The 13,466-nt window shown below is 61.2% G+C and carries 9 protein-coding genes; 6 read left to right on the plus strand and 3 right to left on the minus strand.

Annotated elements, in window-relative coordinates; genetic code table 11:
• Nucleotides 1–93 precede the first annotated feature (93 nt).
• A complete protein-coding gene (locus ACYSTU_RS08055) occupies nucleotides 94–651 on the minus strand; it encodes an NUDIX hydrolase (protein WP_125926231.1) in 558 nt (185 codons plus the stop codon).
• Nucleotides 652–654: 3 nt separating this feature from the next.
• Entirely contained in the window at nucleotides 655–1,722 is a 1,068-nt protein-coding gene (locus ACYSTU_RS08060; protein WP_207809465.1) for a DUF2333 family protein, read from the minus strand.
• Nucleotides 1,723–2,137: 415 nt separating this feature from the next.
• On the opposite strand from ACYSTU_RS08060, the gene gcbA reads away from it, so the two are divergent.
• The 5 genes from gcbA (at nucleotide 2,138) to accC (ending at nucleotide 8,357) form a co-directional block, all read left to right on the plus strand.
• The gene (gcbA, locus tag ACYSTU_RS08065; protein WP_016771860.1) at nucleotides 2,138–3,808 is read left to right on the plus strand and encodes a diguanylate cyclase GcbA; all 1,671 of its coding nucleotides are present in this window, start codon (nucleotides 2,138–2,140) and stop codon (nucleotides 3,806–3,808) included.
• 954 nt (nucleotides 3,809–4,762) lie between these two features.
• Nucleotides 4,763–5,806 carry a methyl-accepting chemotaxis protein gene (locus ACYSTU_RS08070; RefSeq protein WP_498998123.1) on the plus strand — a complete coding sequence of 348 codons (1,044 nt, stop codon included), beginning with the start codon at nucleotides 4,763–4,765 and terminating at the stop codon, nucleotides 5,804–5,806.
• A 239-nt stretch (nucleotides 5,807–6,045) separates the two neighbouring features.
• A complete protein-coding gene (aroQ, locus tag ACYSTU_RS08075; protein WP_016771861.1) occupies nucleotides 6,046–6,501 on the plus strand; it encodes a type II 3-dehydroquinate dehydratase in 456 nt (151 codons plus the stop codon).
• Nucleotides 6,502–6,525: 24 nt separating this feature from the next.
• Nucleotides 6,526–6,984 carry an acetyl-CoA carboxylase biotin carboxyl carrier protein gene (accB, locus tag ACYSTU_RS08080; protein ID WP_016771862.1) on the plus strand — a complete coding sequence of 153 codons (459 nt, stop codon included), beginning with the start codon at nucleotides 6,526–6,528 and terminating at the stop codon, nucleotides 6,982–6,984.
• Between the two features lie 17 nt (nucleotides 6,985–7,001).
• Complete coding sequence (accC, locus tag ACYSTU_RS08085) at nucleotides 7,002–8,357, plus strand: acetyl-CoA carboxylase biotin carboxylase subunit (RefSeq protein WP_024011424.1); 1,356 nt, start codon at nucleotides 7,002–7,004, stop codon at nucleotides 8,355–8,357.
• 65 nt (nucleotides 8,358–8,422) lie between these two features.
• Here accC and ACYSTU_RS08090 read toward each other — a convergent pair whose 3' ends face one another.
• Nucleotides 8,423–12,376 carry a type III effector 1 gene (locus tag ACYSTU_RS08090; RefSeq protein WP_498997336.1) on the minus strand — a complete coding sequence of 1,318 codons (3,954 nt, stop codon included), beginning with the start codon at nucleotides 12,374–12,376 and terminating at the stop codon, nucleotides 8,423–8,425.
• Nucleotides 12,377–12,570: 194 nt separating this feature from the next.
• On the opposite strand from ACYSTU_RS08090, the gene prmA reads away from it, so the two are divergent.
• Nucleotides 12,571–13,449 carry a 50S ribosomal protein L11 methyltransferase gene (prmA, locus tag ACYSTU_RS08095; RefSeq protein ID WP_498997338.1) on the plus strand — a complete coding sequence of 293 codons (879 nt, stop codon included), beginning with the start codon at nucleotides 12,571–12,573 and terminating at the stop codon, nucleotides 13,447–13,449.
• Nucleotides 13,450–13,466 lie beyond the last annotated feature (17 nt).

Here is a 13,466-nt window from a genome sequence, read left to right on the forward strand (position 1 = left end):
TCGGCGCTTTTTGGGAAGCGTTCGGTGCAGTTTGAAAAGGTCGCGCAGTGTAACGGCAAAAATCGCGATTGCTAAGTGCCAATCGGCGCCAATTCATGTGTTCTTTGCGACGTTGCTTTGCTGCGCCTTGAGATAGCGCTTCAGCGCGGCCAGAGAGTCCGGGCAATAAGGCTTTTCGCTGATTTCGCGCATGACCTGTTCGACGGGGATGAATCGCGCTTCGAGGACTTCTTCCGGCTGCAATTTCAGCGGCCCGTCCCACACGGCGGAAAACGCCGAACACCACAGACGGTTGCCGGTGTCTTCGAAGTAGAAGTGATCGTGAGCGGTGAGTTCGACGCCGCTGACGCCCAGCTCTTCCGCAAGCTCGCGCGCCGCCGACTCGGCATAACTTTCGTCGGCCTGGACCATGCCGCCTGCAGCAACATCCCAGTAACCGGGATAAATCGCCTTGCTCAACGTGCGCCGGTGCACGCACAGCTCACCGGCGGAATTGAACAGCATGATGTAGGTGCCACGGCCAATCAGCCCGCGCTCGCGCAAATCGGAGCGCACCAGCGCGCCGAGCAAGTTGTCCTGCTCGTCGACCCAGGCGATCTGTTCGGCGTCCGAGGCGGCGCGATGGGCCGCCTCTCTTGTGCTCTGGCTCACGTATCAGCCCTGATTGAGCAGTTGACGCAAGTCGATCACCGCAGCGTTGGCCCGGGAAATGTAGTTGGCCATGACCAGCGAGTGGTTGGCCAATACGCCGAAACCGCTGCCATTAAGGATCATCGGGCTCCACACCGGCTCTTGCGAAGCCTCCAGCTCACGGATGATCTGGCGCACGCTGACGGTGGCGTTCTTCTTCGCCAGCACATCGGCGAAGTCGACTTCGATGGCGCGCAGCAGATGGGACAGTGCCCAGGCCTGACCGCGTGCTTCGTAGAACACGTTGTCGATCTGCATCCACGGGGTTTCCACGACTTCTTCGTCAACCTGCGGCACTTCGCCGACTGCCGGAACTTCGGTCTTCAGCGCAGTATTGAGCTTGACCCGACCGACACTGGCCGACAGGCGTTGCGACAACGAGCCGAGACGGGTACCGACATCGCCCAGCCAGTTGTTGAGGTTGTCCGCGCGGGCGTAGAACAGCGCGTTTTTCTGATTCGGATCCGACAAGCGCGACTGATAGCGGCTCAGGGAGTTGATGCCTTCCTGGTATTCCGACTCGCTGGACGGCAGCACCCAGCTCTTGTTGTCGAAGTTGAAGCGCGGTTCGGCCTTGGCCAGATCGGCGTCTTCGGCGGACTGTGATTGCGAACGGGCAAAATCCTTGCGCAGGGCGCGGGTCAGGTCACGCACCTGCACCAGCACGCCATATTCCCAGCTCGGCGTGTTGTCCATCCACAGGCCCGGCGGGAAACGGTCATTGGAAATGTAACCGCCCGGCTTGTTGAGCAAGGTGCCGGCAACGGTCTTCAGGGTTTCGACCGTGGTGTAGCCGACCACCATTTGCTTGCCCTCTTTCTCGGCAGCCACCTGGGCGTTCTGCGCCACCGGAAACAGATCCGGTTCCTGGCTCCAGTACCAGCCCAGCGCGATGGTGACCAGCAAATACAGACCAACCACTGTGGCCAGCGCCCGGCTGAACAGCAGCCCGCCGACATAGCTGCGGGTGGCCGACTTGGGCTCGGCGGCACGTTCAGGCGCGCTGCCCGCGCGGTTTTTCCAGTCCAGCATGGCGATATCCTTTCAATCACTTGGGTTCAACGGTTCGACCACAACCATACAACAACGTGCCAAGGCCGGGCACCCGTCGCTAACGATAAGCCGCAAATGGTGCGGCCCGATGACGCTTCGCGACACACTAAGGGATTCCCTGATAGGGCAACGCCAGCAACGCAGTGAACTCTGATCCGGGTTCGGCCCGAGCAGCGATGTACAAATTCCCGACTGTTCTGCCCTGCCCTTCAAGGCAAGCGTCCGGATTTCGGGCATCTGACTGACCTGCAAGTGCATGAGAAAACCACCCGGTCAGAAACTGAATCGTGTCGTCCAGCAGATTATTGACGTACGACACTCGTCTAAGGGAAAAGAGGTGCTAGCATAGAGCCACCAGTCGATCTCAGCATGCACCCTAACTAGTAGTCAGGATATGACCGAGCCAGAAGACCCCAGCCGTGAGCGTCTCAAGCACCACTTTGCCCAGCGGGTAATTCATCAGGCACGTCAGATTCTTGAGATATGGCAGCGCCTGCAACGTAGCGAGTGGTCCACCGTCGATCTCGCCGAACTGAGCGAGGCGAATCTGCGTCTGCTGCGTTTTGCCGAGCGTTTCGAACAGCCGGAACACACTCAGTTGGCGCACCACATCAGCCAGTCGCTGCAAGCGGTGGATGCCAACCGTGGGCGCCTCAGCAGCGGCCTGATCACTGATCTGAATCGCTTGATGCAGCGCCTTTCGCGCACCGGCCTGCGCCATGGTGATCAGCTCGACCAGACGTTCCTGCCGCCGCTGCGCAAGCCGATCTACGTGATGTTGCAGGATCACGACCGCGCCGAACGCCTGGCCAAGCAGCTCGAATTCTTTGGCCTCAGCGCGCAGGCACTGGACAGTGTCGCTGCGTTTCGCTCGTCGATGGTCGAGCGCTTACCCGCGGCGATTGTCATGGACGTGGATTTCAGTGGCCCCGGCATCGGCCTGAAACTCGCCGCCGAAGCTCAGGTCGGCCTCGAAGAACCGCTGCCGCTGCTGTTCTTCAGCCTGCACGAAACCGACACCCCGACCCGCCTCGCCGCCGTGCGCGCCGGTGGCCAGGAATTCCTCACCGGCACGCTCGAAGCCTCGAGCCTGCTGGAAAAAATCGAAGTGCTGACCTGCGTCGCTCAGTACGAGCCCTATAAAGTGCTGATCATCGACGACTCGCGCGCCCAGGCGTTGCACACCGAGCGCCTGCTCAACAGCGCCGGGATTGTCACCCGCACCCTGATCGAACCGATTCAGGCAATGGCCGAACTGGCGGATTTCCAGCCGGACCTGATCATCCTCGACATGTACATGCCGGCCTGCACCGGCACCGAGCTGGCCAAAGTCATCCGTCACAACGACCGCTACGTCAGCGTGCCAATCATTTACCTGTCGGCCGAGGACGATCTGGACAAGCAGCTCGACGCCATGAGCGAGGGCGGCGATGACTTCCTGACCAAGCCGATCAAACCGCGACACCTGATCACCACCGTGCGCAACCGCGCCGCGCGGGCGCGCAATCTCAAGGCGCGGATGGTTCGCGACAGCCTCACCGGCCTGTACAACCACACGCACATCCTGCAATTGCTCGAAGACTGCTCGTTCCGTGCGCGCCGCGAGAACAAGCCGCTGAGCTTTGCCATGCTCGATATCGATCACTTCAAACGGGTCAACGACAGCCACGGCCACCCGATGGGCGACCGTGTGATCAAGAGCCTGGCGCTGTTTCTCAAGCAGCGTTTGCGCAAGACCGACTTCATCGGCCGTTACGGCGGCGAAGAGTTCGCCATCGTCATGCCCGACACCGATATCGACGCAGCGCACAAAGTCCTCGACGAAATTCGTCAGCGCTTCGCCGAGATTCATTACCCGGCGCAGCCGCAGGATCTGTGGTGCACCTTCAGCGCCGGCGTGGTGGAAATGTGCGATGACTCCGACAGCCTGATGATGGCCAGCCAGGCCGACGAGGCGCTGTACCGCGCCAAAGGTGCCGGACGCAATCGGGTGCAGACCGCGCGGCAGTCAAAGCAAAGTGCCACTTTTTCATCGGAATCCACTGATTCGGTCATAACCTTGTAATAGAACCGCAATAAATTCAGGCGCTTACCATTCCTGCCGTTGGTAGCCGTCATGCGCCTGAAGTTGCTCACCAATCTCAATACCTTGCTGCTGGTCGCCGTCTGCGTGGCCCTTGGCGCCACGCTGTGGTGGTCGCAAAAAGCCCTCGAACGCCCCTATCTTTTGATGGAGCGTTACCTCGGGCTGTCGCAACAATTTCAGAACGAGGTGGCGCGCAACGTTGAGGATTACCTCGCCAGCGGTGACGCGCTGCGCCTGAGCAGCGCCGCCCAGGCCATCGACAGCGTGCACAAGCAACTGGGTGAGCTGCCCCCGGCGCTGGCCGACAGCGTGCAGCCAAGCCTGTCGAGCCTTGATGAATTCAGCAAAACCGACCTGCTCGCCGCCGGCAAACTGGCCGGCGATCCGCAGGCGCTGCTGTTGCAGGCCGAACGCGAACTCAGCGCCAGCCTCGACCAGCTCAACACCTACGCCAATGGCAACGCCGCCTACCTCGCACCACTGCTCGCCGCATCGCAGCATCTGGGCAAACTGTCGCTGGCGCGGGACAAACTGGTCAGCAGCGGGCGCAGTGAACTGGCTGCCGATGTCGAGCGCGAAGTGAGCAACATGCGCGCCCAGGCCGAAGCCATTGATGCCCTGCCCTTGCTCGGTGTGGTCGCCAGCAACGAATCGAGCAGTGACGATTTTGCCGCACTGATGGGCATCGAAAACACCGACAAAGCTGCCGCCGAAGATGCCGGTGTCGCCCTTAAACGTGAACTGAACAGTTTGCTTGGCCGCTATCCGGCGGAACTGGCGCGCACCCGCGAACAGATCCAGAAACGCGCCGATCTCAGCGCCGCCACCCACGAAAAAATCGCCAGCGTGCAGCACGCCATCGCCGGCCTCGAACCGGTGGTACGCGCGCAACATGGGCAGATCCAGGGCGAAGTGCGGATGATGCAAGGTGTGATGATCGGCCTGATTCTGCTGATCGCCCTGCTCATCGATACCTTGCAGCGGCGCCTGGCCCGCACCCTGACCAACCTCGCCCCGGCATTGTCGACTTGGGCCGAGGGCGATTTCAGTCGCGACATCCAACTGGGCAAGACCAATCGCGAATTGCACGACATCGAAGCGTCGCTCAATCGCTTGCGCGCCTATCTGGTGGATCTGGTCGGCACCATTCGCGGCAACGCCGAGCAAGTCGCGGGCAGCAGCCGCACCCTTGCGGAACTGAGCAATGACCTGCACAGCGGCGCCGAGCATCAGGCCGGCGATACCGCGCTGATTCGCGACTCGCTGGGTGAACTCGAGGCGACCATTCAGCAAGTGGCCGGCGATGCCCGCCAGGCTGCAGACGCCAGCCGTCATGCCGGTCTGGCCGTCGAGCATGGGCAGGCTGTAATCGGCCAGAGCCTGACCGGGCTGCATGCGCTGGTCGGTGAAGTTCAAGGCAATGCGCAGATGATCGAACATCTGGCCGAAGAGTCGGCAACCATTGGCGGCGTGCTGACGGTGATTCGTTCGATTGCGGATCAGACCAATCTGCTCGCCCTGAACGCCGCAATCGAGGCGGCCCGCGCCGGGGAGATGGGCCGTGGTTTCGCCGTAGTCGCCGAGGAAGTGCGCTCGCTGGCACAACGTACCGCTGGGGCCACGGCAGAAATCCAGACGCTGATCGCCGGCCTGCAGACCGCCGCGCGGCAATCGGTCGAAGGCATGCGCGCGCAGGTCGAACACGCCGAAGCCACGGCCAATCAGGCGCAGGCGGCCGACGGCGCATTGGACAAAATCGTCGGCGCGATCCAGACCATCGCCGATACCGCCGTGCGCATCGCCGATGTCACCGCGCAGCAAAGTGGCGCGGTCAGCGAGATCCGCGATCACAGCGAGCGCATTCATCAATTGGGTGGGGATAACCTGCTGCGCATCGGCCAAGGGCGCGAACAGGGCGAGAACCTGTTGATTCTCGGCGGCCAATTGCATACGGCCGTTCAGGCCTTCCGCGTCTGACATACCACCTTCGCGAGCAGGCTCTCCCACATTGGAATGCATACCCCTGTGGGAGCGAGCCTGCTCGCGAAGGCGGCGGCCCTGTCATTACAAGTGACCGGATCCTGATCCTCGGTCACAAATTTCGCGCAAACATCGCCCATCGTGCCGCCTATTGCATGGAACTGGACAGTCACAAAGGCTTTGCGGCATAGTCGCCGGGTTCTGACGACTGCTCATTGATAACAAGGACAACGCAGATGGCAACGCTATTGGTGCTGCACGGCCCCAACCTGAACCTGCTCGGCACCCGGGAACCGGGGACCTACGGGTCGACGACCCTGGCGCAGATCAATCAGGATCTGGAGCGGCGCGCCCGTGAAGCCGGCCATCATCTGCTGCATCTGCAAAGCAACGCCGAGTACGAATTGATCGATCGCATCCACGCTGCGCGCGGTGAAGGCGTGGACTTCATTCTGATCAATCCGGCGGCTTTTACGCACACAAGTGTCGCATTACGTGACGCGCTGCTGGGAGTGAGCATCCCATTCATCGAAGTGCATTTGTCCAACGTGCACAAGCGCGAACCTTTCCGCCATCACTCCTACTTCTCCGATGTAGCGGTAGGAGTGATCTGCGGCCTTGGCGCCAGCGGTTACCGACTGGCCCTGGAGGCCGCACTAGAGCAGCTTGAACACCAAGCTATACGCCCCTGACCGACCCTTGGGAGTTGATGATTCATGGATATCCGTAAAGTTAAGAAACTGATCGAATTGCTGGAAGAGTCCGGCATCGACGAGCTCGAGATCAAGGAAGGCGAAGAGTCCGTACGCATCAGCCGTCACAGCAAGACCCCGGCACAGCAGTACTACGCGCCAGCCCCGATGCAGGCTCCGGCCGCTGCCCCTGCTGCCGCGCCAGTCGCTGCCGCTGCTCCGGCTGCCGCTGCTGCACCCGCGCTGAACGGCACCGTTGCCCGTTCGCCGATGGTCGGCACCTTCTACCGCAAATCTTCGCCAACCTCGCCAGCCTTCGTTGAAGTCGGCCAGACCGTGAAGAAAGGCGACACCCTGTGCATCGTCGAAGCCATGAAGATGATGAACCACATCGAAGCTGAAACCAGCGGTGTGATCGAATCCATCCTCGTCGAAGACGGCCAGCCGGTTGAGTACGACCAACCGCTGTTCACCATCGTTTGAACCGCGGAGAGCCTTTGATGACTGCGAAGTTGGAAAAAGTTCTGATCGCTAACCGCGGTGAGATCGCCCTGCGGATTCTGCGTGCCTGCAAAGAGATGGGCATCAAGACCGTCGCCGTTTACTCCAAGGCCGACAAAGAGCTGATGCACCTGGGTCTGGCAGACGAATCCGTCTGCATCGGCCCGGCGTCCGCCGCTCAGTCTTACCTGCACATTCCGGCCATCATCGCTGCCGCTGAAGTGACCGGCGCTACCGCCATTCACCCAGGCTACGGTTTCCTCGCGGAAAACGCCGATTTTGCCGAGCAGGTCGAGAACTCCGGCTTCGCCTTCATCGGCCCGAAAGCCGACACCATTCGCCTGATGGGCGACAAGGTATCGGCCAAGCACGCGATGATCGAAGCAGGCGTACCGACCGTTCCAGGTTCTGACGGCCCGCTGCCGGAAGACGAAGAAACGGCGCTGCGCATCGGTCGTGAAGTCGGCTACCCGGTGATCATCAAGGCCGCCGGTGGCGGTGGTGGTCGCGGCATGCGCGTGGTGCACAAGGAAGAAGACCTGATCGCCTCGGCGAAACTGACCCGCTCCGAAGCAGGCGCGGCGTTCGGCAACCCGATGGTCTATCTGGAAAAATTCCTCACCAACCCGCGCCACGTCGAAGTGCAGGTACTGTCCGACGGCCAGGGCCACGCCATTCACCTGGGCGACCGCGACTGCTCGCTGCAGCGTCGGCACCAGAAGGTTCTCGAAGAAGCGCCAGCACCGGGCATCGACGAGAAGGCGCGCCAGGAAGTATTGGCTCGCTGCGTCAAGGCATGCATCGACATCGGCTACCGTGGCGCCGGTACTTTCGAGTTCCTCTACGAGAACGGCCGTTTCTACTTCATCGAAATGAACACCCGTGTTCAGGTGGAGCACCCGGTTTCGGAGATGGTCACCGGTATCGACATCGTCAAGGAGATGCTCAGCATCGCCGCTGGCAACAAGCTGTCGTTCACTCAGGATGACGTGGTCATCCGCGGTCACTCGCTGGAGTGCCGGATCAACGCTGAAGATCCGAAGACCTTCATGCCGAGCCCGGGCACGGTCAAGCATTTCCACGCCCCAGGCGGCAACGGCGTTCGCGTCGATTCGCACCTGTACAGCGGTTATGCCGTGCCACCGAACTACGACTCGCTGATCGGCAAGCTGATCACTTACGGCGCAACCCGCGACGAAGCCATGGCACGCATGCGCAATGCCCTGGACGAAATCGTGGTCGACGGGATCAAGACCAACATCCCGCTGCACCGTGACCTGGTTCGTGACGAAGGCTTCTGCAAGGGCGGTGTGAACATTCACTACCTCGAGCACAAGCTGGCCAAACAGTCGTAAGGCTGAAGCGGCATGAAAAACCCGATCCCTGCGGATCGGGTTTTTTTATGCCTGCAACAAACCCATCAGAGCATTACCGTGGAGAACGCCTGCTGCTCGATCATTGTGGCAGATGCCCGCAGGCCAGCATCATCGACCACCGCTCCTGCGGCGTTTTCATGTAACGGCCTGCGGGTGAACCGTCTCGTAAAGTGTCGGGCACGTACCGAGAGCTTATCCTTGGCATAGCTCGATCTGGCGATAAGCGGGTCGTACAGCCTGCCAATCTGACCAGAGGAATGCTTGAACACTCTCGAGACTCCATTGTTCAGATTCAGCACCACGCCATAGCTGTTGCCCAGGCACGACGAGTACGACCAGTAATCCCAGGTCGGCTGCAGGCCCTGTTCGCGCAACACGCGCCTGACCGGACCGCCGATGTCAGCACCCGCCGACAGCCAGTCGCCGCCCACCAGCGTAGCGCGAATGTTCTGCGGTGTTCCCCCCAGACGCTCCAGCACCTGCGTGACACTTCGCTCGATCAACGGGCGAATATTGTGATCAAAATGAATGACCGCCCCCACCCTTGTCGTCGGGTTATACAGCGAGGCGATGACGCAACTCTGCGCATTCAACGAAAACAGATAGTTATCTGGCGATCCGGGACGAAAATGCGCCACCACCGCTTCGCCCTGCAGCGCGCCGCGGTTCAGCACGGGCTTGACACCTCCAGGAAAAGCATCATTCAAATCGCTCACGCGCCCAAGGTTGCGCACGTTGCCACCCGTGAGCCCGACCCTGGCGTGTGTCCACTTGCCCCCCGGAGCAAGCCGAATCGGTTGCTGATAGATGGCGGTCGGGCGACGGGCATCGACCAGGCTCAGCCCACCAAAATGCGGATTTTCCCTGACCAGGAAATACTTGCCCTTGTTGCGAATGTAATAGGCCGGTTGCGGCTGCGCAGCGCTGGGCGGACTGCGCCATGTGCCGAAAAAGACGCCTTCTTCGGTCACCTTTTGCAAACGCTCGGGCGCCTTGCTGACGGCCTGCCTGGCATGGAAGCGTACTTCCCGGATCGCTGGCAGTGCTTCCCTGCGCAGCGGAGCCACGGCGTTCAGACGCTCTGACAATAACGAGACCGGCCGCATGGTGTGCTTCAGACTTCTGGCCGCACCGCCCAGGTACTTGATCGCACTGCCGGCGCCGACCATAGCGAACAACGCGCCCCACGACGCCTCCAGCCAGTGGCCGAGCGCGCCATCGACGTCACCCTCCAGATGCGCAGCGACCGCCTGACCGGCGCTGACGGCGATGAACACGACATCGAGCAGCAAGGCAAACGGAGGGAACACCATGCAAAACGGTGCAGCTGCAAACATCAGCCCCTTGACCACTTGGCGTTCGATAATTTGCGCGCGGCTGGTGGTGATGTCCTGCACATCCGTGACCGCGCGCTCGATGTACGCGTTGAACTCGCTGCGCGCGTCAATCAGGCGCTGCGCTTCGTACAGCGTATCGACGCGTTGTTTTTTTGCCGCAATCGCATACAGGGTGCGCGACACGATGCTGCGCGCGGCAACCGGCGTACGCGCCATCAAGTAGTCATGCAAAGCGCCGGCGATGTCGCCGAACAGTGACTGATACGCACGCACCACAATGCCGTCGGGCGCATCAGGCGTGTACAGCCACCAGGACGGCTCGGGATCGTACGAGGTCAGGACATAAACCCCGAGCACGACGTGATGGCGCACGGTGAACCTGAACACGCCGTCACTTTCAACCATGCTGGCGCCCGGAAAATGCGTATCCGGCGCTGGCACCTGGCTCAACAGAGAGACCTGACGGACCAGCGCTGAATACACCGCGTCGCTCAATCGCGCCTGACTTCTGGCCACGCGCAAATCACGGTCCATCTTTGACAGCAACACGTTGCGGTAGGCAAAGCGACGCGGTTCGTAAGCAGCATCACGCGGGTCGAGATATTTGCCACGGATCTCGCTGGCGTATTTTTCACCCAGCCACGCCCGGCGCAGATACAGCGCCAGATCGGCGCTGCGCACCTGGCTCAGATCCTGGCCAACCGACGATCGCACGCCTCTTTTCGGATGTTCGATGCCGGAGTTGTCATCGTAGCCGTGAATGGCCAGGTCGAGCAGCGTGGCAACCTGCTGCTTCCTGCGGTCGGCGACGCCAGGGTTGTAATCGATCAACACGGTGGCCGGATCGACCGGTTCCAGCACGTTCTTGCTGCGCATATAGGGCGTGATCGCTGCGGCAACCGTGCGCCTGGCGAAATCGACGAAAACCTCGAAACCGCCCAGCAGCTCGTTGAACACCTGCTGATGAACGATCAGTTCCTGATTGAGGCTGCTGATGCGCCGGCGAGCTTCGAGCCCGAGCGTCGTGTACCAGCGCAGCGAGTTGTCCTGCTCGACCCGCTGCAGGTTGTTTGCCAGGCCCATTTTTGCAGCGGCTTCGACGCATTCGGTGAACGGCAGGGGCGCTCGGCGAAGGTCACTCTGCATGCCCCAGAGAGCGGGGCTGGCCGCAGCGGCCAACAGATAATCCCGTGCAGGGTGATGTGCAGCCGGCGAAAGCTGCTGCAACAGATACTCACGACCGGATTCGCTCTGCGTCCAGCTCCATACTTCGCCGGTCAACGCCGCGATCGAAGGCAACCGGACCCACTCCTGACCGTCCGGCTTGTTGGGCGCGTACAGCACCAGGTTATTCACCGCTTGCTCAGTCTCTGCCTGGTAGAACACCAGAAGATCGGCGCATTGCATGCCGTTGGGCAGCGTCAGTGCGGCCACTTGCAACGGTTTGTTTATAGCGTGCCCAGTCCACAACTGCTCCAGACGCTCATGGTCGGAGTCCGACAGATGAGCTGCGCAGCGCGCGACGAATGCGCTCTGCCGAAGCCGTGCGGCAAACCAGTCGACAAGTGCCTTTTGCACCTCTATACGCTGGTACTGTTCGGCGAGAACGCGCAGGTAGTCCGCCGGATAATCCTGTTCCGCCAGCATATCGGCAATGAATGTTGGCTTCAGTGACTGGTTGCGCAAGGGCGCAGGACTGCTGACCTCCAGGACCGCTGCGAAGTCCTGCCCGATCGGCCCGCATGCCAACAGATCACTGAGGCTGCGATTGTGGGTCGGCTCACCGACCGCCGAGCGCCATCTGAGCCGCACGTCGATCCGGTCCGGTTCAACCGTCATGTCGAGCTTGAGTTGAATGTATTCGATGGCCTGCTGGCGGGCAAAGTCGCGCAACGAGCCGTAGCCCAGCAGCAGGTCATCGAGCGCTGCCTGGGCCAGTGAGGTCTGCTCCTGATAATCGCGCAACAAGGCGCGATCCGGCTCCTTCAGCGCCTTCATCCATGACGGCAGTTGCGCAAAGGAATGCGCCTCGAGAATCTTTTTCTCTGCACCGGTTGCCAGGGCAGTCAATCGATACCGACGCGTGCTGCGGGCCTGAACCCGGTCGATTTTGCTGCGCAATTGATCCAGTGTCAGGCCCGCCAGTTGGTCACGGCGCAACAGCAACTCGATGTCTTTGATATAGCGCCGCAGCTTGCGTTTGATCAGGCGATCGAACAACGCCTCCCGCCCTTTTGTCGCCCAATGTTCTCGCAGGTATTTTTTGTACTGGTCGAGAAAGTGCAACGAAACGCTATCCACCGTCCGGATCACATGCTCATGACGGCTGGACGGCAAACCGGGATCGGCGCCCCCAGGCCAGCGAAATGGCGCGTCCTGGAGCGCCAGGAACATGACTGGCCGGCCGTCGATAAGCTTTTGCAGAATGGCGTCAAGCAGGGCAACCACAAAGCCCGGGGCGAAATGACCGTCCGGGTAATGCCTGCGCAGTTCAGTCAATGCGAAATGCTCCAGCGCCTCGAGCAACGTCATCTGGCTGTTCAAGCGCTTGTCGATCATCACCTGCCAGCGCGTGATGCGCAGCAGGATCTCCTGCACCGACCCCGTAGACGCAGCGGCTATCGGTGGTTTTTCTTCTACAGTCCCTTGTTGATCCGCCATGTCGTCCAGCCTTTTGTTGCGTAGAGATGAGCGCTCACTCTATTTGCCGACAAAAGTGCTCAGGCCATACATATGTATATCGCGGCCGCGAATGTGTAACAGCCAAGCGGTGTGTCCACTTTGCCGGCGACCTGGCGTAAACTGCGCGCTTTTGCAGCTTCGGGCTGCCCCACAGATTTTCAAAGGTGCCCGCCATGCCTTGGCTGCAAGTCCGTCTCGCCATCACCCCGGAACAAGCCGAAACCTACGAGGACGCATTCCTCGAAGTCGGCGCCGTGTCGGTGACTTTCATGGACGCCGAAGACCAGCCGATCTTCGAACCGGAACTCAACACCACGCCGCTGTGGTCGCACACCCACTTGCTGGCGCTGTTCGAAGGCGGTACCGAACCGGAACCGGTGCTGGCCCATCTGGAATTGCTGACCGGCAGCCCGTTGCCCGAGCACCACAGCGAAGTCATCGAAGATCAGGACTGGGAACGCAGCTGGATGGACGGTTTCGAGCCGATGCGTTTCGGCCAGCGCCTGTGGATCGTGCCGAGCTGGCACGCCGCACCCGAGCCTGACGCGGTCAATCTGCTGCTGGACCCGGGCCTGGCGTTTGGCACCGGCACCCACCCGACCACCGCACTGTGCCTGGAATGGCTCGACGGCCAGGATCTGAAAGACTGCCACGTGCTCGACTTCGGCTGTGGCTCGGGGATTCTGGCGATTGCCGCCCTGCTGCTCGGCGCCAAGGAAGCCGTGGGCACCGACATCGACGTACAGGCACTGGAAGCCTCGCGCGACAACGCCGGGCGCAACAACATTGCCGATGAGCTGTTCCCGCTGTACCTGCCCGAGGATCTGCCGCAGATTTCGGCCGACGTACTGGTGGCCAATATTCTCGCCGGCCCGCTGGTGTCGCTGGCACCGCAACTGTCCAGCCTGGTCAAGAGCGGTGGGCGCCTGGCGTTGTCGGGCATTCTCGCCGAGCAGGGCGAAGAAGTAGCGGCAGCTTATGCGCAGGACTTCGAGCTCGACCCGATCGCCAATCGCGACGGCTGGGTGCGCATCACCGGGCGTCGGCGCTAAAATGACCGCTTGCCTGA

The sequence above is a fragment of the Pseudomonas glycinis genome (assembly GCF_054871425.1).

Excerpts from the sequence above, each read along its gene's own strand:
- gcbA (WP_016771860.1), top strand. The coding sequence starts at position 2,138 with ATGACCGAGCCAGAAGACCCCAGCCGTGAGCGTCTCAAGCACCACTTT.
- ACYSTU_RS08090 (WP_498997336.1), bottom strand. The coding sequence starts at position 12,376 with ATGGCGGATCAACAAGGGACTGTAGAAGAAAAACCACCGATAGCCGCT.
- ACYSTU_RS08060 (WP_207809465.1), bottom strand. The coding sequence starts at position 1,722 with ATGCTGGACTGGAAAAACCGCGCGGGCAGCGCGCCTGAACGTGCCGCC.
- ACYSTU_RS08070 (WP_498998123.1), top strand. The coding sequence starts at position 4,763 with ATGATCGGCCTGATTCTGCTGATCGCCCTGCTCATCGATACCTTGCAG.
- accC (WP_024011424.1), top strand. The coding sequence starts at position 7,002 with ATGACTGCGAAGTTGGAAAAAGTTCTGATCGCTAACCGCGGTGAGATC.
- prmA (WP_498997338.1), top strand. The coding sequence starts at position 12,571 with ATGCCTTGGCTGCAAGTCCGTCTCGCCATCACCCCGGAACAAGCCGAA.
- aroQ (WP_016771861.1), top strand. The coding sequence starts at position 6,046 with ATGGCAACGCTATTGGTGCTGCACGGCCCCAACCTGAACCTGCTCGGC.
- accB (WP_016771862.1), top strand. The coding sequence starts at position 6,526 with ATGGATATCCGTAAAGTTAAGAAACTGATCGAATTGCTGGAAGAGTCC.